General features: G+C 65.5%; 24 protein-coding genes. 9 read left to right on the top strand and 15 right to left on the bottom strand.

Annotated features, from left to right (window positions below):
- Positions 1 to 40 precede the first annotated feature (40 nt).
- On the top strand, positions 41 to 1,438 hold the full coding sequence (locus CSW57_RS15890) for an FAD-binding oxidoreductase (protein ID WP_099383686.1): 1,398 nt from the start codon (positions 41 to 43) through the stop codon (positions 1,436 to 1,438).
- On the opposite strand, the gene CSW57_RS15885 is transcribed toward CSW57_RS15890, so the two are convergent.
- From CSW57_RS15885 to CSW57_RS15875, 3 genes are read right to left on the bottom strand one after another with little or no spacing between them, the layout of a single operon-like run.
- Positions 1,427 to 1,882, bottom strand: coding sequence for a DUF2599 domain-containing protein (locus tag CSW57_RS15885; protein WP_099384520.1), 456 nt, complete (start codon positions 1,880 to 1,882; stop codon positions 1,427 to 1,429). The genes CSW57_RS15890 and CSW57_RS15885 overlap by 12 nt on opposite strands.
- Before the next feature lie 35 nt (positions 1,883 to 1,917).
- Positions 1,918 to 2,376 carry a MaoC family dehydratase gene (locus CSW57_RS15880; protein WP_030172773.1) on the bottom strand — a complete coding sequence of 153 codons (459 nt, stop codon included), beginning with the start codon at positions 2,374 to 2,376 and terminating at the stop codon, positions 1,918 to 1,920.
- Between the two features lie 40 nt (positions 2,377 to 2,416).
- Positions 2,417 to 3,979 carry a carboxylesterase/lipase family protein gene (locus CSW57_RS15875; RefSeq protein WP_099383685.1) on the bottom strand — a complete coding sequence of 521 codons (1,563 nt, stop codon included), beginning with the start codon at positions 3,977 to 3,979 and terminating at the stop codon, positions 2,417 to 2,419.
- 93 nt (positions 3,980 to 4,072) lie between these two features.
- On the opposite strand from CSW57_RS15875, the gene CSW57_RS15870 reads away from it, so the two are divergent.
- Both CSW57_RS15870 and CSW57_RS15865 read left to right on the top strand, forming a co-directional pair.
- The gene (locus CSW57_RS15870) at positions 4,073 to 4,843 is read left to right on the top strand and encodes an alpha/beta fold hydrolase (protein WP_099383684.1); all 771 of its coding nucleotides are present in this window, start codon (positions 4,073 to 4,075) and stop codon (positions 4,841 to 4,843) included.
- A gap of 96 nt (positions 4,844 to 4,939) precedes the next feature.
- Complete coding sequence (locus tag CSW57_RS15865) at positions 4,940 to 5,776, top strand: hypothetical protein (protein ID WP_189339289.1); 837 nt, start codon at positions 4,940 to 4,942, stop codon at positions 5,774 to 5,776.
- 63 nt (positions 5,777 to 5,839) lie between these two features.
- Here CSW57_RS15865 and rlmB read toward each other — a convergent pair whose 3' ends face one another.
- The 5 genes from rlmB to CSW57_RS15840 all read right to left on the bottom strand — a co-directional run bounded on the left by rlmB (position 5,840) and on the right by CSW57_RS15840 (position 9,933).
- Entirely contained in the window at positions 5,840 to 6,799 is a 960-nt protein-coding gene (rlmB, locus tag CSW57_RS15860; protein ID WP_099383683.1) for a 23S rRNA (guanosine(2251)-2'-O)-methyltransferase RlmB, read from the bottom strand.
- Between the two features lie 97 nt (positions 6,800 to 6,896).
- Positions 6,897 to 8,285 carry a cysteine--tRNA ligase gene (gene cysS, locus CSW57_RS15855; protein WP_099384519.1) on the bottom strand — a complete coding sequence of 463 codons (1,389 nt, stop codon included), beginning with the start codon at positions 8,283 to 8,285 and terminating at the stop codon, positions 6,897 to 6,899.
- Between the two features lie 11 nt (positions 8,286 to 8,296).
- Positions 8,297 to 8,761 carry a 2-C-methyl-D-erythritol 2,4-cyclodiphosphate synthase gene (gene ispF, locus CSW57_RS15850; protein WP_099383682.1) on the bottom strand — a complete coding sequence of 155 codons (465 nt, stop codon included), beginning with the start codon at positions 8,759 to 8,761 and terminating at the stop codon, positions 8,297 to 8,299.
- The gene (gene ispD / locus CSW57_RS15845; RefSeq protein ID WP_099383681.1) at positions 8,758 to 9,426 is read right to left on the bottom strand and encodes a 2-C-methyl-D-erythritol 4-phosphate cytidylyltransferase; all 669 of its coding nucleotides are present in this window, start codon (positions 9,424 to 9,426) and stop codon (positions 8,758 to 8,760) included. The genes ispF and ispD overlap by 4 nt, the downstream gene beginning before the upstream one ends.
- 18 nt (positions 9,427 to 9,444) lie before the next feature.
- Complete coding sequence (locus CSW57_RS15840) at positions 9,445 to 9,933, bottom strand: CarD family transcriptional regulator (protein ID WP_020107769.1); 489 nt, start codon at positions 9,931 to 9,933, stop codon at positions 9,445 to 9,447.
- A 358-nt stretch (positions 9,934 to 10,291) separates the two neighbouring features.
- Here CSW57_RS15840 and CSW57_RS15835 point away from each other — a divergent pair, with 358 nt between their 5' ends.
- Together CSW57_RS15835 and radA are read left to right on the top strand one after the other, a co-directional pair.
- Positions 10,292 to 10,921 (top strand): hypothetical protein, encoded by a 630-nt coding sequence (locus CSW57_RS15835; RefSeq protein WP_143696555.1) that lies wholly within the window; start codon positions 10,292 to 10,294, stop codon positions 10,919 to 10,921.
- 46 nt (positions 10,922 to 10,967) lie between these two features.
- On the top strand, positions 10,968 to 12,365 hold the full coding sequence (gene radA, locus CSW57_RS15830) for a DNA repair protein RadA (RefSeq protein ID WP_099383679.1): 1,398 nt from the start codon (positions 10,968 to 10,970) through the stop codon (positions 12,363 to 12,365).
- On the opposite strand, the gene CSW57_RS15825 is transcribed toward radA, so the two are convergent.
- Complete coding sequence (locus CSW57_RS15825) at positions 12,362 to 12,931, bottom strand: PaaI family thioesterase (RefSeq protein ID WP_099383678.1); 570 nt, start codon at positions 12,929 to 12,931, stop codon at positions 12,362 to 12,364. The genes radA and CSW57_RS15825 overlap by 4 nt on opposite strands.
- A 47-nt stretch (positions 12,932 to 12,978) precedes the next feature.
- Here CSW57_RS15825 and disA point away from each other — a divergent pair, with 47 nt between their 5' ends.
- The gene (gene disA / locus CSW57_RS15820; RefSeq protein WP_023961255.1) at positions 12,979 to 14,061 is read left to right on the top strand and encodes a DNA integrity scanning diadenylate cyclase DisA; all 1,083 of its coding nucleotides are present in this window, start codon (positions 12,979 to 12,981) and stop codon (positions 14,059 to 14,061) included.
- Between the two features lie 217 nt (positions 14,062 to 14,278).
- Here the strand turns inward: disA and CSW57_RS15815 are convergent, their stop codons facing one another.
- Entirely contained in the window at positions 14,279 to 15,046 is a 768-nt protein-coding gene (locus CSW57_RS15815) for a hypothetical protein (protein WP_099383677.1), read from the bottom strand.
- A 93-nt stretch (positions 15,047 to 15,139) separates the two neighbouring features.
- Positions 15,140 to 15,784 (bottom strand): carbonic anhydrase, encoded by a 645-nt coding sequence (locus CSW57_RS15810; RefSeq protein WP_099383676.1) that lies wholly within the window; start codon positions 15,782 to 15,784, stop codon positions 15,140 to 15,142.
- Between CSW57_RS15810 and CSW57_RS15805 the strand changes: the two genes are divergently transcribed.
- Entirely contained in the window at positions 15,783 to 16,676 is an 894-nt protein-coding gene (locus CSW57_RS15805; protein ID WP_099383675.1) for an A/G-specific adenine glycosylase, read from the top strand. The genes CSW57_RS15810 and CSW57_RS15805 overlap by 2 nt on opposite strands.
- 12 nt (positions 16,677 to 16,688) lie before the next feature.
- On the opposite strand, the gene CSW57_RS15800 is transcribed toward CSW57_RS15805, so the two are convergent.
- On the bottom strand, positions 16,689 to 17,423 hold the full coding sequence (locus CSW57_RS15800) for an alpha/beta fold hydrolase (RefSeq protein ID WP_099384518.1): 735 nt from the start codon (positions 17,421 to 17,423) through the stop codon (positions 16,689 to 16,691).
- A 161-nt stretch (positions 17,424 to 17,584) separates the two neighbouring features.
- On the opposite strand from CSW57_RS15800, the gene CSW57_RS15795 reads away from it, so the two are divergent.
- Positions 17,585 to 17,890 carry an antibiotic biosynthesis monooxygenase family protein gene (locus tag CSW57_RS15795; protein WP_099384517.1) on the top strand — a complete coding sequence of 102 codons (306 nt, stop codon included), beginning with the start codon at positions 17,585 to 17,587 and terminating at the stop codon, positions 17,888 to 17,890.
- Here the strand turns inward: CSW57_RS15795 and CSW57_RS15790 are convergent.
- Positions 17,877 to 18,659, bottom strand: coding sequence for a putative protein N(5)-glutamine methyltransferase (locus CSW57_RS15790; protein WP_223249295.1), 783 nt, complete (start codon positions 18,657 to 18,659; stop codon positions 17,877 to 17,879). The two genes, CSW57_RS15795 and CSW57_RS15790, sit on opposite strands and share 14 nt — an antisense overlap.
- Before the next feature lie 194 nt (positions 18,660 to 18,853).
- On the opposite strand from CSW57_RS15790, the gene CSW57_RS15785 reads away from it, so the two are divergent.
- Positions 18,854 to 20,341 (top strand): aldehyde dehydrogenase, encoded by a 1,488-nt coding sequence (locus CSW57_RS15785; protein ID WP_099383674.1) that lies wholly within the window; start codon positions 18,854 to 18,856, stop codon positions 20,339 to 20,341.
- Positions 20,342 to 20,606: 265 nt separating this feature from the next.
- On the opposite strand, the gene CSW57_RS15780 is transcribed toward CSW57_RS15785, so the two are convergent.
- A complete protein-coding gene (locus CSW57_RS15780) occupies positions 20,607 to 21,236 on the bottom strand; it encodes a hypothetical protein (protein WP_099383673.1) in 630 nt (209 codons plus the stop codon).
- Entirely contained in the window at positions 21,237 to 22,028 is a 792-nt protein-coding gene (locus CSW57_RS15775) for a hypothetical protein (protein WP_143696554.1), read from the bottom strand. It lies immediately after the preceding gene.
- Positions 22,029 to 22,132 lie beyond the last annotated feature (104 nt).

The following is a 22,132-nucleotide window of genomic DNA, read 5'->3' as shown; positions in this document are numbered from 1 at the left end:
TGCCATCGACTTCCCCGATGACGAGAGGCGTCCACACAAGATGACCACGACCACCGAGAGCACCCACGCCGACCCGGCCACCGAACTGCGCGCCGCCGTGTCCGGTGTGGTCGCCGGTCCTGCTGATCCCGACTACGCCCGCGCGACGCCCTGGAACGTCTCGGTGCCGTCAGAGCCGTGCGCAGTGGTGTTCGCCACCTCGGCCGCCGATGTCGCGGCCACGTTGCGGGTGGCCGAGCGTCTCCGGCTGACGGTTGCCGTGCAGGCAACCGGGCACGGCGCTCTGCCGATCGATTCGGGGACGATCCTGGTGCACACCGCCGAGTTGAACGGCTGCGTGGTTGATCCGCAGACACGTACGGCCAGGGTCGGTGCCGGCGTGCGGTGGCAGCAGGTCATAGACGCGGCCGCAGCACATGGCCTCGCCGCCCTGGCCGGCTCAGCGCCCCACGTGGGTGTGATCGGTTTCCTGACCGGCGGCGGCATCGGCCCACTGGTGCGCAGTGTGGGCCTGTCGTCCGATCATGTCCGATCCTTCGAATTGGTCACCGGGCGCGGCGAGGTCCTGCAGGTCACCCCCGACAACCACGCCGAACTGTTCTGGGGGCTGCGCGGCGGGAAAGGCACGCTGGGGATCGTCACCTCGGTCGAGATCGAGCTGCTGCCCATATCGGAGATCTACGGTGGCGCCGTCTACTTCGATGGTTCCGACGCTGCCGACGTGCTGCGGGTCTGGCGCGACTGGAGTGCGGGTCTTCCCGAGGACACGAACACCTCGATTGCCCTGCTGCAATTGCCTCCGCTGCCAGGCGTGCCGCCACAGCTGGCCGGCAAGTTGACGCTCGCGGTCCGCTACGCATCTCTTGCAGAACCGGCTGCTGCCGAAGCCCTGTTCGCGCCGATCCGCACCGCCGCAACAGCGTTGATCGACGCAGTGGCGCCGATGCCGTACGCGGCGATGGGGGCGATCCACGCCGATCCCGTCGACCCCATGCCGACGCACGAACGCAGCACGCTGCTCGGCGAGCTGAGCGACGATGCCATCGACTCCCTCATCGCGCTGACCGGCCCTCAATCGGGTTCGCCTCAGGTGGTCGTCGAACTCCGGTTGCTCGGGGGTGCGATGTCGCGGCCGGCAGCCCAACGCAGCGCCTTCTGCCATCGCAGCGCGTCGTTCAACTTGATGGTGATCGGTGCACTCGTGCCGCCGATCGCCGAGCACGTGCCCGCCCATGCGAGCGCCGTACTGGACGCCGTGGCGCCGTGGTCGGTGGGTGAGCTGCCCAACTTCGCACCGGGTACCGGGCCGGCCCGTTTGGCGCGGTGCTACGACGAGGACACCCTGGTGTGGCTCGGAGCCCTCGCAGAGCAACATGACCCACACGGACTGCTGCGCGTCGGTCAGGTGGTCCGGTCCGTGACGACGTCAGGGAATTGATTCCTCGGCGCCGCCGGGATTGCAGCGGGTCGAGATCATCTCCGACTCGGTGACCACGGGGCGCCACGGTTCCAGGTTCCAGCTCGTCTTGTCCGGGTCTACTATCCGGGCGAACCGCCAGTGGCAGGCGTACTGGTCGCGCATCCCCGGGGTGTCGGCCGTGGGGTCGAGCCCGACCACCTCGGCCCAGCTGGCGTTCAGATCGCCCGTGCCCTGCGTGTTGCGTCCCGACTCGGTGGGAAACACCTGCAGACTCGGGCCCTGCTCGGTCTGCGTCCAGGCCACATGGTCGATGAACGGTGGCAGATACGCAGGGGTGGACGGCGTGATCGCGCTCCCGACCGGTGTTGTCGGGGCCGTTGTTGTCGTCGACTCGCCGACGGCCGGTTCGGTGGTCACCGCCGGGTCGGGGTCAGACCCGACGCATCCGGCGACGACGATCATCGCGGCCACGACCGTGCACAGCCACGCAGCACACCTCAAAACACAACCCGGACAACCATCTCCGCGACCACCGCGGGTTTGGCCGTGCCCTCCACGGCAAGCGTGTGACCGAACACGATCTGGATCGCACCATCGCCGAGGTCGGTCGCCTCGGCCAGGGTGGTGGTGAGCCGGACCTTCGATCCCACCAGGACCGGAGACGGGAAACGCACCTTGTTGCTGCCGTAGTTCAGGGCCATCTTCACACCCTCGAACCCGTAGATCTGCGCGCCCAGCATCGGAAGGAGAGACAGGCTCAGGAACCCGTGGGCGATGGTGCCGCCGTACGGGCTCTCCGCTTTTGCGCGTTCGACGTCCACGTGGATCCACTGGTGATCACCGGTCGCCTCGGCGAACTGGTCAACTCGCTCCTGGGTCACCGTGATCCATTCGCTGCTGCCCAACTCGCTCCCGACAGCAGTCAAAACCTCGGTCGCGGAGCCAAATACACGCATTCGCATCTCCCAGCTTCAGATGTTCACCGACGTGCGGCCGTCACACGTTCTCGAGGGTTTCCTCGGCGGCTTCGGCGCCGGGGACCTTCGCAGCGTAGTCGCCGAACCCGTCCCATGCCTCGCGCCGTGCCCGCATCGGGTCAACCTCCACGTAGGAGTGCTTGTCGAAGATCCTGGTGGCGCGCACCTTCGGTGTGTAACGGGGCCAACTCGGCAGCGGCTCGCCGGTTTTGGCGAACGCGAGCCATTGATCCTGCACCTCACCGGTGACGCGCAGGGCATCTCGTCGATCGCCGAGCTGGGTCAGCAGCCGGCCGGCCTTACCGCGGTAGATGCCGAAGACGGCAAGCAGTTCGGACGCGTGGGTGGCCCCCAGACCCAGCCACCTCATCACCTTCGGTGAGTAGTCATACCGGTAAGCGTAGGTGGCCGCGTGCTCGGAATGTGCTTGTGTCACAGCGACGCTGCCCACCCAGAAGATGTAATCGCCGCCGAACTGCACCATTGATCGCGGACTGGGGTAACCGTTGTAGGCAGCCGTGATTCGATCTTGTGCGTCGGGTTCGGTGTTGGCGAACATCTCCGTGATGACCTCTTCGGTGGACAACATGCCCTGCGGCAGACGCTTGAAGAGTGTTCCCTCGTTCTTGTTGGTACCGATGATCATCGGTACCTGATGGGCCGAACCGTCGGCAAAGGCCTCCACAGGCGCCACGGGCAGGTAGTCGCCGTCGACGACGGGCCCGAACGGCAGCAGACCGGGAGTGTCCCTGGTGACCCACCTGGCCAACCGATGCCCGGCGCGGCCGATGTCGGCCAGCGACGCCGAGGCAAGGGCTTCGGCCACGTCCGAGATGCCGGTGTCGGCGGTCAGCAATTCGCCCATCTTGTCGGCGAATCGCTGCGCGTAGTGCTGGTGCAGCGTCAGCATCGGCGCAGAACTCTCGGCGATGGCGCGGTGGAACAGGCCGCCGGCCGCCGGGGTGGCCATCAGCGTGGTGACGGCGTTGCCACCGGCGCTCTCCCCGAAGATCGTCACGTTGTCGGGGTCGCCTCCGAAGTCGGCGATGTTGTCCTTGACCCACTGCAGCGCGGCCACCTGGTCACGCAAACCCAGATTGGTCTCAAACGGGTGTTCCGGGGTGGAGTATTTGGTGAAGTCCCCATAGCCCAGCGGACCGAGCCGGTAGTTCATCGACACGAAGATCACGTCGCCGCGCCGGACGAGGTCGTGGCCGTAGTAGAGCGGCGTGGCGGTGGATCCGAGGATGTACGCACCGCCGTGGATGAACACCATCACCGCCCGCGGCTTGTTCGACGTGCGTGCCGGTGCCACCACGTTGACCGTCAGGCAGTCTTCGCTGACAGGTTGCTTGCGCCCGCGCTCGACCAGCGCATACTTCGGGTTCTGCGGCGCAGCGTTCCGAAAGCTGTCGGCCTTGAGCACACCTTCCCACCCGATTGCGGGCGCGGGTGCTCGCAGTCGCAGGTCACCAACTGGGGGTGCGGCAAACGGAATGCCACGCCAGCGGACGATGTCGCCGTCGCGAACACCCTCGACAACCCCGTCGGACAGGGTCACCCTCGTACTAGTACTCACCATGATTTCGACCCTATCGGTCCAATAGCGGTCACTCGCCCGCTATCGCGCTCATTCGCAACACGACACGGCCGGTGATCTGAAAAACTCGAACGTATGACCACCGAGTACACCGGATACGTCAAAATAAACCACCCGTCTGCCGACACGCCGGTGTGGCATCAGGTGGCCGGCGAGGGCGACGCAGTGGTCCTACTGCACGGCGCGTTCTCCTCGGCCGCGGATTGGGGCGGACAATTCCAGCCCTTCGTCGATGCCGGCTACACGGTCTACGCCCCCGAGCGGCATGGTCACGGACACAGCGCCGACGTCACCGATGAGTTCCATTACGAGGACATGGCCGAAGAAACCATCGCCTATCTCGACGGGATCGTCGGCGGGCCGGCGCACCTGGTCGGCTGGAGCGACGGTGCCGTCATCGCATTTCTCGTCGCCCTCAAGCGTCCCGACCTGGTGAACCGGATGGTCGTCCTGGGGCAATACCTGAACTCGTCCGGACGGGCCAGCGGCGGATTACTCGACTCCCTCGACGACATCGATTCGGAGATCGTGCAATTCTTACGGTCCGACTACGCGGAGACCTCACCGGACGGCGATGAACATTTCCCGGTCGTATTCGAGAAGACCACCACGATGATTGCGAGCGAACCCGAGATGGACCTGGCATCGCTGTCGCGCGTGAGCGCACCGACGCTGGTCATGCAGGGTGACCACGACGAGGTGACGGTGGCGCACAGCCTCGACATCGTTGCGAATCTGCAGAATGCACGACTGGCAGTGCTTCCCGGAACGCACCTGATCCCGATCGAGACCCCGAATGTCGTCAATCCGGTGATCCTCAACTTCCTCGGTGCGGACCCTGCTTGAAGGCATCTACTGTGACGCCGGCGATTCAGCGTTACCATCACCGCGAAATCATATTCTTCTATCCGAAATCATCCATCGACTCAGAATGGGCACACCGTGACCGACAGTCCGAACAATCGCGACATTGCAGCCGACCCGGTCATCTCACCTTCGAAATCCCGTCGGGTTCTTTCTGCGTTTCTCGATTCGCCATTCGCCGGGATGTCCCCCTGGATCTTGATGGCCCTGATCACCGGGCCGGGCCGCTTCGAGGAAGCGGCGGCAGCGGCCTTCGGCCTGTCCTTGCTGCTCGTCCTCGGTGGCCATCGACGCGGTAGCTCGATCAAGTTCCTAGAGGCATTCGACGTCACCTATTTCGCAGTCTTGGTACTGCTTGCACAATTCGGTTCCGACGGACTCATCAATTGGCTCGAACACTGGGGCGGTGAGATGACCAACATCGCCTTGGTGTCGTTCGCGCTCGGGTCGATTCTCATCCGCCAGCCGTTCACCCTGCAGTACGCCAAGGAAAGTACTCCTGAAGAACTGTGGAAGAACCCGCTGTTCCTGCACATCAACTACATGATCACGTGGTCGTGGGTCATCGGATTCGGTGTGGCGGCCGCGGCCGGTTTCTACGGCGATGCCGTGCTCGACGACTCGGGCAATTTTTGGACCGGATGGATCATCCAACTCGCCGGCACGATCTTCGCGTTGTCGTTCACGGAGTTCTATCCGGACTATGCCACCGACCGCGAGGCCCAAAAACGCGGCGAGGACGTCAGCCCCCAGTCGCTTGCACGTCTGTGGGACTGGGTGCCGATCTTCGTGATCGTCACCGGCATCGCCGGCCTGATCACCGACTCGCTCAGCACCACCGTCGGTCTCATCATCATCGCCGTCGGCGTCGTCCTCAAGCTCGCGATGGCCAGGCTCCTCCCCGCCCCCCGATAGTGTGCCCTTCTGGCGGCCGCGACCTGGTCTTTTGGTCGCCAGAAGGCCACAGTTCGGGGTGGATCAGGAGCGACGTTGGCGAGCGAACTCCGCGAGGACCACACCAGCGGCGACCGAGGCGTTCAGGCTTTCGACGTCGCCGGCCATCGGGATGGACAGGATCGAGTCGCACGACTCGCGAACCAGCCGCGACAGCCCCTTGCCCTCGGACCCGACCACGATCACGGTGGGGCCCGAACCGTCGTAGTCATCGAGGGTGACGTCGCCGTCGGCGTCGAGACCGACCAGCTGCACACCTGACTGAGCCCACTCCTTGAGTGTTCTGGTGAGGTTGGTGGCCTGCGCGACGGGCAGTCGAGCGGCCGCACCCGCACTGGTGCGCCATGCGACGGCGGTGACCGAGGCGCTGCGGCGAGCCGGGATCACCACACCGTGTCCGCCGAACGCGGCGACCGAACGGATCACGGCGCCGAGGTTACGTGGGTCGGTGATGTTGTCGAGGGCCACCAGCAAGGGTGGCTGACCGCTGTCGATGGCCTGCTGCATCAGGTCGGTGGGGTGGGCGTAGCGGTACGGCGGTACCTGCAGGGCGATGCCCTGGTGCATGCCGTTCGAGCTCATCCGGTCGAGTTCGGGCCGTTGCACCTCGAGGATCGCGATGCCTTTGTCGCCGGCGATCTGGACGGCTTCGGTGACCCGCTCGTCCGCGTCGGCGCCCAGCACCACGTACAGCGCGGTGGCGGGGACACCAGCCCGCAGGCACTCGACCACCGGGTTGCGTCCGAGGACGTATTCGGGTCCTTCGACGGCAGCCTTGCGCTGCGGACGACCGGCACCTGCAGACGAGGTCTTCGCCGCTGCCTTGGCTCGCTTGTGTGCCGAATGGTAGGGCCGGTCAACGGCTTTCGGGGTCGCCCCCCTGCCTTCGAGACCACGCCGACGCTGACCGCCGGATCCGACGGTCTGCCCCTTCTTGGTGCCACCCTTGCGGATCGCGCCCTTGCGTTTGGAATTGCCGGCCATCAGTTACCAGCCCCTTCGGTAGGTCGGGCCGATGGACCCGTGGTTCGGGCCGTTGCCTCGTGGTTCACCGGTCGGACTCCATGTTCTGTGTCGTTTTCTACTTGTCCGTCAACGACCACTGCGGTCCATCCGGTGTATCTGTCACGTCGATCCCGGCCTTGGCCAGCCGGTCGCGCACCTCGTCGGCCACGGCCCAGTTCTTCTCCGCCCGAGCCGCGGTACGGCGGTCGAGTTCTGCCCGGACGAGAACGTCGAGCGCAGCGGTGAGCGAAGTGTCATCGCGGCTGTCCGCCCAGTTCTCTGCCAACGGGTCTACGCCGAGCACGTCGAGCATGGCTCGCACCGCCGATGCCGATTCCAGCGCGGTCTTGTGGTCACCGCTCTCGAGGGCAGTGTTGCCGGCCTTGACCGTTCCGTGGACCTGCGCGAGTGCCGCAGGCACTCCGAGGTCGTCGTTCAGAGCGGCTGCGAACTCCGCGGTCACCTCACCGACGGGAACATCGCCGACGCGCGAAACCGTCCGGTGCACAAAGGATTCGAGCCTCTTGTACGCCTCGGCGGCATCTTCGAGAGCACGTGGTGAGTATTCGAGCATCGACCGGTAGTGCGCGCTGCCGAGGTAGTAACGCAATTCCACAGCGCGGACCTGCTGGAGCATCGCCGGGATGGCGACCACGTTGCCGAGAGATTTCGACATCTTCTCCCCACCCATCGTGACCCACCCGTTGTGCAACCAGTAGCGCGCGAACGGATCTCCCGCCCCGTGACTCTGGGCCACTTCGTTCTCGTGATGCGGGAACACCAGATCCATTCCACCGCAATGGATGTCGAACTCCGGACCGAGGAGGGTTGTGGCCATCGCCGAGCATTCGAGATGCCATCCCGGGCGCCCGCGGCCCCACGGTGTCGGCCACGAGGGTTCGCCTGGCTTCACGCTCTTCCACAGGGTGAAGTCGCGTGGATCGCGTTTCCCGGTCCCGGCGCTCTCACCCTGATGGACGTCGTCGAGGCGATGCCCGGACAGCGATCCGTACTCGGGAAGACTCTGGACGTCGAAGTAGACGTTGCCGTCGGAGGCGTAGGCGTGACCGCGGTCGATGAGGCGTTCCATGTACTCGACCATCTGGGTGATGAACCCCGTCGCCCGCGGCTCCGCAGACGGCGGCAGCACACCGAGCTGGTCGTAGGCCCGGCTGAACTCGCGCTCGTGAGTGGCAGCCCACTCCCACCACGGCCTGCCCGCATCGGCGGCCTTGGTCAGGATCTTGTCCTCGATGTCGGTCACGTTGCGCACAAACGCGACGTCGTAGCCCTCGTGGGTGAGCCAGCGGCGCAGGACGTCGAACGCGATGCCGCTGCGCACGTGACCGATATGAGGAATGCCCTGCACAGTGGCGCCACACAGATAGACCGACGCATGGCCAGGACGCAGTGGCGTGAAGTCACGTACATCTCGGGCGGCGGTGTCGTAGAGGCGCAGGGTCACGATCGGCAATCCTACTGGTCAAGCAGCAGGGCTGTGGCCACGGCGGCGATGCCTTCACCACGACCGGTCAGTCCGAGGCCATCGGTGGTGGTGGCAGACACCGACACCGGCCCGCCGACGAGTTCGGTGAGCACCTGCTGGGCCTCTGCGCGGCGGGGCCCAATCTTCGGCCTGTTGCCGATCACCTGCACTGCCGCGTTCCCGACGCGCCAACCCTCAGATTCGATGAGTCCGCGGACGTGGCCGAGCATGCGGGCGCCGCTGACGCCGTCCCACTCCGGACGTCCGGTTCCGAACACCGAACCCAGATCGCCGAGTCCCGCGGCGGAGAGGAGGGCGTCGCACAGGGCGTGGGCGGCGACATCCCCGTCGGAGTGACCGGCGCAGCCATCCGCGTCAGCAAAGAGCAGCCCGGCCATCCAGCACGGCCGGCCCTGCTCGACGGGGTGGACGTCGGTACCGATGCCCACCCTCACGTTCGTGCCTCGTCGGCCAGCAACCAGGAGGCGAGGCGGAGGTCCCACGGGGTGGTGATCTTGAAAGCCAAGGGATCTCCCGCGATGGTGTGGACCGCGACGCCTTGGGATTCGACGAGCCCGGCGTCGTCGGTGAAGTCGCCGTCAGCGCCGGCGTATGCCGAGGTCAAGACATCGAAGTCGAAGCCTTGAGGGGTTTGGACCGCACGTAGACGCGTGCGGTCGACGGTTCCGGTGACCACACCGGCAGGATCAACGGACTTGATGGTGTCCGTGACGGGAGTCCCCGGGACCACGGCCCGGGCCCCCGCGAGCACGGCCTCGACGACCGAGACGAACAACGTCGGCGGGGTGAGGCAGCGGGCCGCATCGTGCACCAAGACCACGTCTGCAGCGGGGGCGGCGGCCAGCGCCGCTCGCACCGAGTCACCTCGTTGAGCGCCACCTGGCACCACGGTCACCTCGGGAAAGTCCGACCGGACCTGGTCTACGAGACCGGCCGGGACCGACAACACCACATGCTCGACGACCCCGCTGGCCTGCACACCGCGCACAGCACGATGCAGCATGGATTGGCCTGCGAGGTCGACGAATGCCTTGGGCAATCCGGCACCGAGCCGCTCTCCGCGACCGGCAGCCGGGATCAGCGCGACAGTAGATGCCAAGACGACCAGATGCCCGGTCTACGAAGCGGCGGCGAGAACCTCGTCGAGAATGATGGAGGCCTTCTCGTCGTTGGTGTTCTGCGCGAGCGAGAGTTCATCGACGAGAACGCGGCGTGCCCGGGTGAGCATCCGCTTCTCACCCGCGGACAGTCCACGGTCCTGCTCACGGCGCCAGAGGTCACGCACGATCTCGGCGACCTTGATGATGTCACCGGAGATCAGCTTTTCCTGGTTCGCCTTGAAACGGCGGGCCCAGTTCGTCGGCTCCTCGGTGTGCGGTGCGCGAAGCACATCGAACACCTTCCCGAGACCTTCTTCTCCGACCACATCACGCACACCCACATATTCGAGCTTTGTGGAAGGTATCTGGACCGTCATGTCACCATCCGCCACCTTGAGAACGAGGTATTCGACGGCCTCTCCCTTGATGGTTCGGGTCACGATGTCTTCGACCAAGGCAGCACCGTGATGGGGGTAGACAACGGTGTCACCAACTTTGAAATTCAATGTTCCATGCCCCTTTCCATTCCCCGAGTCTAGCACGGGGGCTCCCGCGTCATCAGACAACGGTGCAGGTCAGCGACGTAGAGGTGGTTTCGCGAGCCTTGACGATGCCTGAAAAGTGTGCTGGGACACTGCCCGAACTCCATCGCCGACGAACTCTGGGGGACCTCGTCCGAGAGCTCGGTCTGCAGCGATTTCGGCACCCCATCGCGATTTCTCGCGACCGGCCCACTACGCTCCGTAGTGCACGCACTGCGCAGTCGAACTGAGCGGGTTCTCGGGCCACCTGAGCCGACTGACGAGCGGGCGCAGCATCAGGACCTACCTCGGAGGAAAACCGGTGTCAGTGGAGAGAGTTTCGGTGGAACGAGAGTTTGGGCCGGCCCGTAATGTCCGGCGCCGCCGGGTGGCTTCGGCCATCGCTGTCGGGGCGATCGCGACCGGTCTGGCACTCGGCACCACCGCGTGCGGTGCGGGCCAGACCTCGCAGACCGCCAACCAGGCCTCCGCCGTCAACGGCAACTCGGCCACCGTCGGCCCGCTCGCCTTGCGCGACGTCGCGGTTGTCTTCCCCGAGTCCGGAGATGTTGCCTTCGCCAACGGCGGGCCGCTCGAGATGTCGTTCCTGATCTCCAACACCAGTCCGGATGTCGCCGACAAGCTCGAGAGCATCGAGTTCGCCAACGGCGACGGCAAGGTCACCATCGACGGTCCCACCGAGATCCCGGCCACCAAGTCGCTGCGGGCCGGCACGCCGGGACTGCTGCTCACCACCAGCGCCGAACCAGAAGACCCCAGCGAGAAGCGCATCACCGTCACCGTCACGGGCGCCGCGAAGACCATCACACCGGGCCTCACGGTCCCGCTGACCTTCGATTTCCAGCAGGCCGGTGAGACCACCCTCAACGTGCCGGTCGACGCCGGGCCACTGCTGCCCCGCCAGGACAAGGCCCGCGGCGTGGTCGAAGAAGACCACGGCGGAGGCCACTAGTCCGCTCCGGCGGTTGGGTGTCGGTCACCGTGGCTAGAGTTGCGCGGTGGCCAAACCCAAATCGACATATCGATGTAGCGCCTGCGGATACCAGGTCGCAAAATGGGTGGGCCGCTGCCCGGAATGCGGTGAATGGGGCTCTGTCGACGCGGTCGCCATGGCCACCGGCGGTGGAGCGGGCATAGGCGGCGGTAAGTCCGCCACGGTCGCGACCATCCCGACCGCACCCGCCCGGCCGATGAGTCAGATCGACGTCAGCCACACCGCAGCTTTTCCCACCGGCATCGGAGAACTGGATCGCGTCCTCGGCACCGGCGTGGTCCCCGGTTCGGTCATGCTGCTCGCCGGTGAACCCGGCGTGGGCAAATCCACCCTCCTGCTCGAAACCGTCAAACGTTGGGCGCTGCAAGGCAAACGCGCGCTGTACGTGACCGGAGAGGAGTCCGCCGGCCAGGTGCGCCTGCGCGCCGAACGCACGGGGGCGGTACACGACGAGATCTTCCTCGCCGCGGAGTCCGATCTCGGCGCGGTGCTAGGTCATGCGGAGGCGGTCATGCCATCGCTGATGATCGTCGACTCGGTGCAGACGATGGTGGCCCAGAACGTCGACGGCGTGAACGGTGGTGTCACCCAGATCCGTGCGGTGACAACGGCTTTGACCTCACTGGCAAAGAACTCGGGCATCGCGGTGATCCTGGTCGGGCACGTCACCAAGGACGGCACTGTCGCCGGCCCCCGCTCCCTCGAGCACCTCGTGGACGTGGTCCTCTCGTTCGAGGGCGACAAGCATTCAACCCTGCGGATGGTCCGCGGCATCAAGAACCGGTTCGGCGCGGCCGATGAGGTCGGCTGCTTCGAACAGCGTGAAGACGGCATCCACGAGGTCACCGACCCGTCGGGACTGTTCCTGCATCACCGCGACATCGGCGTCGCCGGAACCGCGATCACCGTTGCCATGGACGGCAAACGGCCGCTGGTCGGCGAAGTGCAGGCCCTGGTCTCGAAATCGAGTCTTGCCAACCCGCGGCGTGCGGTTGTCGGACTCGATTCGGCAAGGGTCGCAATGATTTTGGCGGTCTGCTCGGCTCGCGCCCACCTGCCCACGCACGACCAGGACGTCTACGTGGCCACCGTCGGAGGGATGAAACTCAGCGAACCTGCGGCCGACCTCTCGGTCGCCTTGGCGCTCAGCTCGATTTTGGCCGACCGATCATTGCCCGGGTCCATGGTCGCCATCGGCGAGATCGGCCTTGCGGGCGAGGTGCGCCGCGTGGCCGGCGTCGGCAAAAGGGTGGCCGAGGCCAAGCGACTCGGCTTCAAACACGCCATCGTCCCGGCAGGTTCGCTCGATCTTCCGTCGGGCATGAAGATCACCCAGGTGGCCGATCTGCAGACCGCCATGCGAACGGCACTGAAAGGTCCCGCCAGCCCCTACCGGTTCTAGACGCTGCTGCTTCCCCGGTCATGGCGGGCGATGCGCTCACCGTAGAACTCGGCCGCACCACTCGCCTCGAAGCTGTCCTTGAAATGCTCCAGGGGCTTGATCTGGACGAAGATCGCGTGTGCGGCTCCCACGGGCTCGGTGTCGTCGCCCAGGTAGGCAACGGCACGCGAATACAGCTTGCGCCGAACGGTGCCGACCGTTTCGGCCTCGAGCCGTAGTTCACTGCCCACCGGGATGGGCTTGGCGAAGTCGATCTCCAGGTGCGCGGTCACCGCAATCGCGCCCACCATCCAGTGCGTCAGACCCATCACTTCGTCGAACGCGGTCGAGAGGATGCCCCCGTGGATGACGCCGGGGCCGCCCTCGAATCGGGGCTCCACCTGCATCCGGGCGGTGACGTCGGTGCCCTCGCCCGCGATCGCCTTCATGTGCAGACCGGCCTCGGAGCGGTCACCACAGCCGAAGCACATCGGGTTGTGCGCCCGCACCACTTCACCGGGCGCCGGGGCCTTGGCCGAACGGCTTGCCGGGACCAGCTCATCGGGCAGCACGAAAGTTGTTTTCACAGACAGCTAATCTAGTCTCCATCTCATGGACAACAGAAAGGCGCCTCATGGCTGAGGTTCCGGCCTCGGACCTGCTCCGCACCACGATTGCCCGGCTGGCGCCCGGCACTCCGCTGCGAGACGGCCTAGAACGCATCCTGCGTGGCCGCACAGGCGCTTTGATCGTCATCGGGCACGACCCCGAGGTCGAACGGATCTGTGCCGGTGGCTTCCATCTGGACGTCGCGTTCGCTCCGACCCGATTGCGCGAGCTGTCGAAGATGGACGGTGCGGTGGTGTTGTCCACCGACGGCGCCAGAATCGTGCGTGCCAACGTGCAATTGGTGCCCGACCCGTCCATCCCGACCGAAGAATCGGGCACCAGGCATCGTTCTGCCGAACGCACCGCCATCCAGACCGGCTACCCGGTGATCTCGGTCAGCGCCTCGATGTCCATCGTCAGTGCCTACGTGGCCGGAATCCGCTATGTCGTCGAGGGATCGGACGCGATCCTCTCTCGTGCCAACCTCGCTGTCGCCACTCTGGAGCGATACAAGACTCGACTCGACGAGGTCAGTACCGCACTTTCACGATCAGAGATCGAAGACTACGTAACGCTGCGCGATGCGATGACCGTTGTGCAGCGCCTCGAGATGGTGCGCCGGGTGTCCGAGGAGATCGAGCACTACGTTCTCGAACTCGGCGTGAACGGCCGTCAGCTGCGGCTGCAGCTCGAAGAGCTGGTGGGCGACAACGACTCTCAACGCGAACTGGTGGTGCGCGACTACTTCGCCAGTCCCGAGCCCGCCAGCACCATGGAGGTCGAGCAGGCCCTCACCGCCATCGAAAACCTCACGGACACCGATCTTTTGGACCTCACCGCACTGGCCCGGGCGTTCGGCTACCCGAACACGATCGACGCCCAGGACACCGCGATGAGCCCGCGGGGTTACCGATTGCTGGCCCGAATCCCGCGTCTGCAGTTCGCTCACATCGACCGGCTCGTCCGCAGCTACGGAACGCTACAAGCGCTACTGGCCGCCACCGCCGCGGACCTGCAAGCGGTCGAGGGCATCGGCAGCATCTGGGCCCGGCACATTCGCGAGGGTTTGTCGCGGCTCGCCGAATCCAGCATCGAACGGTTCGATTAGTAACTGCGCGCCGCACGGTTCTCCCCGGAAGTGTGGCGCGCGTGCTCTGGACGGAGTCGACGCAGGAAGAGCTCGCGCGTGCCGGCCACACCGACAGATGTCACGGAGGTGTGGCCCGGTTGTTCTGGACTGCCGACGAACGAGCGCAGCGATGTGAGGAGAAGGGAAGAACAACCGACCGAGGCCACACCGACAAGCGAGCGGAGCGAGCCAAAAGTTACTGCGCGTTCGGTCGATTCACGTTGAACGTGATCGGGGCACTCGGCTTCTCACCGATCTTCGCGACGGCCTGGTAGGCGCCCGGAGCAACGGGTTGGCGCGGCGTCTCACAACCGGGACTGCTGGTGGTACCGGACCAGTCGATGGTGTCCTTGACCTGCTGCCCCGGCTTGAGGAGCTGGTTGTTGACGCCTTCGACCGGCGCGCAGTCGCCGGACGACCAGATGCGGCGGTCGCCTGCGAGGTTCAGCACGGTCACGTTCTGCATGCCCTTGCCGACGTCGCGGGTGCAGTCGGAGAGCCCTGCGTTGGTGATGGCGATGGTGAAGATCGGCTGCTCGCCCTCGACGTATGCCGGCTTGTCGGTGTAGAGCACCACGGAGATGTTCTGGTCGGGGCACAGTCCGCTGGCGGGGACAGGTTGCGGGGTCTCCCCGACCGGGGTGCCGCCCGGGATACCGGGAGCACCTGAGGCACCGGGCTGATCGGGGTTCGCACCGGCGACGTTTCCTCCGCCGGTTCCACCCGAACCGCCACCGGGAACCGCGGACTGCGATGCCGACGGATCGTTGTAGGCCGACGGCAGCGCATAGCTCGACGAGGCATTCAGCTCGGTGCTGTTGGCCGTGTTCTTTCCGTTGTCGTCACCGGTCACCCAGAAGACGAGTCCGATGATCACGGCAAGCACCACCACCAGGACGCCGACCGCGAGTGCGCGTCGGCGCCAGTAAATTTCCGGCGGCAGGGGGCCCTGAGGATCTAGCACACCCCGACGCTAGTGGCACGGCGGTGGCCACCGGCTCACCTCGCGCGGCGTGTCGCATTTAACCTCTGTGCGAGACATCTCAAGGGCGGTTGCTCACGACGCCAGGCTTGGCATCTCCGGATCCTCGCCGATCTCGCCGAGCGTCCCGTTCAGACGGACCACACCTTCGGCCAGTTCGTATGTGAGTCCGACGATTCCCAGTTCGCCACTCTCGATCTTGTCGGAGATGATCCGGCTGCGCTGAACCATCAGGCGGCCGGTTTCCTTCACATGCCTGGCTTCGAATTCGTCGACGCGGGTGAGACCTTCGCTGCGTCCCGCCAGGATGCTCGGCGTGACGCGTTCGACGACGTCGCGGATGAATCCTCCGGGAATCTGCAGGTCGTCGAGTGCGTCCAGTGTCGCCCGGACGGCACCACAGCTGTCGTGACCGAGGACGGCGATCAGCGGCACGTCGAGGACCTCCACGGCGTACTCGATCGAGCCCAATACCGCCGAGTCGATGACGTGCCCGGCCGTCCGGATCACGAACATCTCGCCGAGCCCTTGGTCGAAGATGATCTCCGCTGCCACCCGCGAGTCGGCGCACCCGAAGAGCACCGCTCGCGGATGCTGCCCGGCAGCGAGCCGGGCGCGGTCCTCGATACCCTGACTGGGATGAAGCGACTTGCCTGCCACGAAGCGTTCATTGCCTTCACGCAGCGATTTCCATGCCTGAGCGGGGGTTGTTTGAGCCATGGCTGACATTCTGCACTCCCCCTCTCCGGTCCCGCCCACCAACTTGCTCAGTTGGTTCGATGACGCCGAACGCGACCTTCCCTGGCGACGTCGGGACGTCACGGCCTGGCACATCCTGATCAGCGAGATCATGCTCCAGCAGACGCCGGTGTCACGGGTGGCGCCGATCTGGGAACAGTGGATCGAACGGTGGCCGGTCCCGTCGGCGATGGCCGCGAGCCCGGTGGGCGAAGTGGTGCGGGCGTGGGGCAAGCTCGGCTATCCCCGCCGCGCGATGCGGCTGCACGCGTGCTCGGCCGTACTCGCCGCCGAGCACGGCGACGTGGTCCCCAGTGATGTCGACGTCTTGCTCACGCTGCCCGGCATCGGCGATTACACGGCCCGCGCCATCGCGTGCTTTGCCTACGGTCAGTCGGTGCCTGTGGTCGACACGAATGTCCGGCGGGTCGTCGCCCGGGCTGTCCATGGCCGTGCTGAACCCGGCAACCCAGCACGCACCGACCTCGTTGATGTCGCGGGCCTGTTACCCGCCGACTCACGTGCGCCCCGCTTCTCCGCAGCCCTGATGGAGTTGGGTGCGCTGGTCTGCGTCGCCAAGAACCCTCGCTGCCAGCTCTGCCCTCTCACCGGGTGCCGGTGGGTCGCGGCCGGACGACCCGCGCACGATGGGCCTGCCCGCAAGGTGCAGAAGTTCGCCGGAACCGACCGTCAGGTGCGCGGCCTGCTGTTGGATGTGTTGCGGGGCAGCGACATCCCTGTCGAGCGGGCACGACTCGATCTGGTGTGGACCACCGACACGGCACAGCGCGATCGTGCGCTCGACTCACTGCTCGTCGATGGATTGGCGGAGATCACCGACGATGGGCGGTTCGCACTGGCCGGCGAAGGATGATCGCCGGACCGATCACGTCAGTCCGGACAGGAATGCCTCCACCGCGCCGCGGTACTCGTCGGGCGCGGAGTCATGGATCAGGTGGTCGGACCCTTTGACCCGCAACAGGATTGCGTTCTCGTGTGCTTGCGACATGGTGTGCATCTGACCTGGCGGGGTGACACTGTTCTCGGCCTCGAGCAGCAGGCTCGGTACCGCCACCGCATCCCACTGCTGCCAGAAGTCACGACGACCCCACTCTTCGGCGATCTGCGCCCACACGTCGAGACGACCGTGTAGCGCGCCGTCGTCGAATGCCTCGTAGAAGTAGCGGCCGGCCACCTCTCCGAACATCTGCTGCGCGTGCGCAAGTGTCTCGAACCGGTCCGGCCACGACTCGAACCATGGGCGCCACCCCGCCGTGGTGCGACCACGAAAGTCCGGTGCCATGTCTTCGATCACCAGAGCAGACACCAGCTCGGGGTAGTCCGCAGCGGCACACCATGCGTGCAGGCCGCCCATGGAATGCCCCACCAGAACGGCCGGACCCATGTCGATCCACGTCAGGACCTCGGCCAGGTCACCGACAAACCGCTCGGTGCACAGGTTTTCGGGCGTCGGCTCTTCGATGCTCTTCGTTCCGCGATGCCACGCCGCGTCGTAGGCGAACACCCGTCCGTACCTGCGGAGCCAGGGGATCTGGCGCTGCCAGGTCCGGCCTCGACCCATCAACCCGTGCAACAGCACGATCGGCGGACGCGTCGGCATCCCGCCGTAGTCGATGAAACCCACGTCCGCACTCACGGGGTAGAACCTTATCGGCTGCGTCGGGGCAGGACTGCGACCAGAGCCACCGGCGGCCGGAGCAGGCACGCATGGCAGCCGCAGGGAACAGTTGAGTAGGACACTCCGCCGGTAGGGTGATCGCCATGGCTGTTGTGAAGATCAATGCGATTTCCGTTCCCGAGGGCGCCGGACCCGAACTGGAGAAGCGCTTTGCCCATCGCGCCCACAGTGTCGATGGCTCGAAAGGTTTCCTCGGTTTCCAGTTGCTGCGACCGGTCAAGGGCGACGACCGCTACTTCGTGGTGACCCAGTGGGAGTCCGAAGAGGACTTCCAGGCGTGGGCGGCGGGGCCCGCACGGGAAGCACATGCCGGCGAGCGCGCCAAGCCCGTCTCCTCGGGTGCAGACCTGCTCGAGTTCGAGGTGGTCCTGGACGTCACCCCGTCCTGACCCCTGCCACCGCGGTGGAACCGCGTTCGGCGTCGAAGTGGACGGACGGCGTGAGCCCGGCCTGAGTGAACACTGTTCGGGCCGAATCGACCTGCGCTGCACTCACTTCCATCACCAGTCGGCCGCGTGGCGCCAACCACCCCGGCGCCTGCGCGACGACCTCGCGCATCAGGTCGAGGCCGTCGGGGCCGCCGTCGAGACTCGCGGCCGGCTCGAAGTCCCGGGCTTCGGGGGGCATGGTCGAGATGGCGGCCGTGGGAACGTACGGCACATTGCACATCAACACATTCACGTGTCCCCGAAGGTGTTCAGGGAACGGCTCGAAGAGGTCGCCGCAGAAGACCTCGCCGCGACCCGCCAGATTGATTCGCGCGCATTCGGCCGCCACCGGGTCGATGTCGGCGGCGACAATCTGCGCCTCCGGAAATCGCGCCGCGTACAGCGCGGCCAGTGCCCCCGAGCCGCAGCACAGATCCACGACCAAGCTGTCGGGCGGCGCTCCGTCCGCCGCGACGTCGACCAGCAACAGAGACCGTTGGCGCGGAACGAACACACCCGGCAGCACTGTCACCATCAGTCCACCGAACTCGGCCGCTCCGACGATGTACTCCAGAGGCTCACCGCCCACCCGGCGTCGCACCAACTGTTCGAGCGTGCCGGTGTCGAGGGCTGCGCTCACCAGGATCCGGGCTTCATCTTCCGCGAAGACGCAACCCGCCGCCCGCAACCGCGCCGCCACCTGGGCCAGCAGGGCGTCGGATACCTCCACCCGTGTGACGGTAGTGGAGCGGGCATGGCGCTGCCTCCACAAAACCCGCCCACGCTCGCCCTACAGACCGAGCTGCTCCCGACATCGCGAGCCAACCCACCCCCTTTTCGGCACGAAGTGAAAGATCAGACTCGTATCGCAAAACTGGAACGTGTTCTAACATTGGGCTGAAGTGATAACCAACTGGAGGACCAATGACGGACACCGTTGACGCGGCACCCACCACCTCGCGTGACTACGCAGAGCTCTACATCGGCGGCAAGTGGACCAGCGCCCACTCCACCGATGTCCTCGAGGTCTATTCGCCGGCCACCGGCCAACGTGTCGGTAGCACTCCCCTCGCCGACGAGACCGATGTCGACACCGCAGTTCGGACGGCCCGAGCGGCTTTCGACTCCGGCGTCTGGCGCAACAAGACCCCCGAAGAGCGGGCCGCTGTGGTCGCCAAAGTGGCCGACCTCATCGACGAACGCGGCGGCGAGATCGCCGAACTGGTGTCGTCGGAGATGGGGGCGCCCCCGTCAGCCGTCGCCACCTTGCAGCAGCTCCCGGCGACCGGCGTGCTTCGCGAATATGCCAAGGCCGCAATCAATTACACTTGGCACGAGTACCGCGACGGTCTGTTCGGCAAGACGCAGATCACCCGTGAGCCCGTCGGGGTCGTCGGCGCCATCACCGCCTGGAACGTGCCGCTGTTCCTGATCTGCAACAAACTCGGACCCGCATTGTCGGCCGGTTGTTCGGTGGTTCTCAAGCCCGCCCCGGAAACACCGTTGTCGGCCAACGTGATCGCCGAACTGTTCACCGAGGCCGGCCTGCCCGAAGGCGTGCTCTCCGTGGTTCCCGGCGGACCGGACACGGGCAAAGCGCTTGTCGCACACCCGGACGTCGACAAGATCACCTTCACCGGCTCCACCGCCGCAGGCAAGGCGATCGGTGCGGCATGCGGTGAGCAGCTCAAGCGCTGTTCACTCGAATTGGGCGGCAAATCGGCGGCCATCGTGCTCGCCGACGCCGACCCGGCCGAGATCGCCGGCATGCTCACCTTCACCGGTCTGATGAACACGGGGCAGGCGTGTGTTGCGCAGACCCGCGTCCTGGTTCCGAGCAGCAAGCGCGACGAGATCGTCGACGCCATGGTCGAAGCGGCGAAGCTGCTCAAGCCGGGCCTCCCCGACGATCCGGAGGCCCAACTCGGACCACTGATCACCGAGAAGCAGCGCAGTAAGGTCGAGGACTACATCCGTCAGGGCAAAGAGGCTGGTGCCACAGCAATTCTCGACAGCACCCGCCCCGAAGGCCTCGAGTCCGGCTACTACCTGAGCCCGACCATCTTCACCGGTGTCACCAACGACATGACGATCGCCCGCGAGGAGATCTTCGGCCCGGTGATCTCTGTGATCGATTACGACACCGAAGAAGAAGCCGTGGCCATCGCCAACGACTCCGACTACGGCCTCGCCGGCACAGTGTGGACCGCCGACGTCGAGCACGGTTTGGAGATTGCCGCACAGATCCGCACCGGAACGTATGGCGTCAACTGGTACGCCATCGACCCCGGCTCGCCGTTCGGTGGTTACAAGAACTCAGGCATCGGGCGCGAAAACGGTCCAGAGGGGCTCGAATCGTACCTCGAACACAAGTCGGTCATCCTCCCGATGGGTTACGACCCGAACGCTTAGTTCGCACTTCCTCCGACTGCAGTCAGATCCTCCGGTTGCAGTCGGAGGAAGTAACCCAAGTCGGAGGAAATGCCAGACCCTCCGACTTCGGACGACTCGACCGCCGACACCGAAGAAAGCACCAAACCCTCCGACTGCACTCAGAACCTTCGGTTGCAGTCGGAGGAAGTAACCGAAACCGGAGGAAATGCCAGACCCTCCGACATCAGTCAGGCCCCCCGATTCACGATCGGGGGGCCTGACTGATGAGTAGGGCCAATACCGCTCAGGGAGTGGGCACCGGCGTCTCGGCAGGTGCCGGGCTCTGGGGAGGCGCGGGTTGCGATGGCACCGGAACCGGCACCGACGACGCACCGGGCTTGTCGCCCTCTTCCGCCAGTCGGGCCTTCACCGAATCGTCGGTGAGGATGTCGATGTTGGTCACCAGCCACTTGTCGCCGGACCGTTCCATCGAGTACTGCAGCCGACTGGCGTTGACCGACACCAAATCCTTACCGCCTTTGGTGACCGACTGGTTCATGAAGATCAGCAGTAACGCCTTCTCGCGGCTCGACGTGACAACACCGGCGTCCTGAATCGACACCTCAGATTTGACCTGCTGCTTCTGCACTTCCGCAACGAGGTTCGCCTCTTTGATGATCTCGTCGTACTGCTGCTCAGCCGGGCCCGACAACGACTTCCGCGTATCGGCCACGTGCTGCTCGACATTGTCCGGTTGGTAACCGAACATCAACGTCGCAGTCTGCTTGCCTGCCTCCAGCGCATCGCCGCGGGCGTCCTCGGCGAGTTTGGTGTCTCGGTAGTGCAGACCCACGATCGTCGTGATGATGGCACCGGCCACCAGCAGACAGACGGTCAGCACTGACACCGTCCACAACAAGAATCGACGCGACATCTAGGTCACCCACTCGACGTTGGTGAGTTTGAGTTCACCGTTGATACGCGTGATCTCCAACTTCCATCTGAACACCTGCAACACCGTCTGCTGGTCAGTCACGTTGGGCTGGTTCATCTCCCAGCTGAAGACCATGATCACCGACGCGGTACTGCTGTCACTCGCCGTGACGGCCTCCGAGATCACCGCGCCCTTGGTCGACACGTCTTCCGACTTGATCATGTTGACGGTCTGCTGGACGGATTGGCCGACCTGCTCCATCGCCTTGCCACTCGTGTCGTCCTGGAAGGACTTGATCGCGCCATCGATGTTCTGCGGATTCAACGTTGTCAGATTGGTGACCATCTGCCGCGCGAAAGCCGAGTACTCAGCCCTCAGCTCATTGCGGTCGTCGATCTTCTTGGTGCCCAGCACGAACAGGGTGGACGCCACAGCCATCGCGGCGATCAGACCGACGGCGGTGATCGCAGCCAGGACCACACCCATCCCGCGCAGACCCACACGCTTCTTCGCAGCCGTGGAGGGCCGATCCGCCTTGCGTATCCGTCCCTTGGTCTTACGTGGCCGACCGGAATCGCCGCGAGCCGCCGATCGACGTTCGCGGTAGGAAACCCCCGTCGAGACGACGACGTCGTCGTCCGTGGACGAATCCGTAGGTCCGCTGACATCATCGGACGCGGCCTTGGACGCCGGCGAAGTGGGAGCTGACTTACGTTTGCGTCCCACCGGTGCGGACTTGACCGGCTTTCCGGTCGGCTTCACCTTGCCCGGTTTGTCTCCGGGAGAAGGCACATCGCCCGGGTCCTGCCCGTCCGCTACACCTGGATTCGTCGCCGGCTCAGTCTTCCCGACCTCCTGCGGAGGCCCGGCGGCCCGGCTCGCACGCCGGCGCTTCC

The organism is Williamsia muralis (assembly GCF_002735905.1).
GTDB lineage: Bacteria > Actinomycetota > Actinomycetes > Mycobacteriales > Mycobacteriaceae > Williamsia > Williamsia muralis_A.
This window is presented reverse-complemented; position numbering and strand designations above follow the sequence as displayed.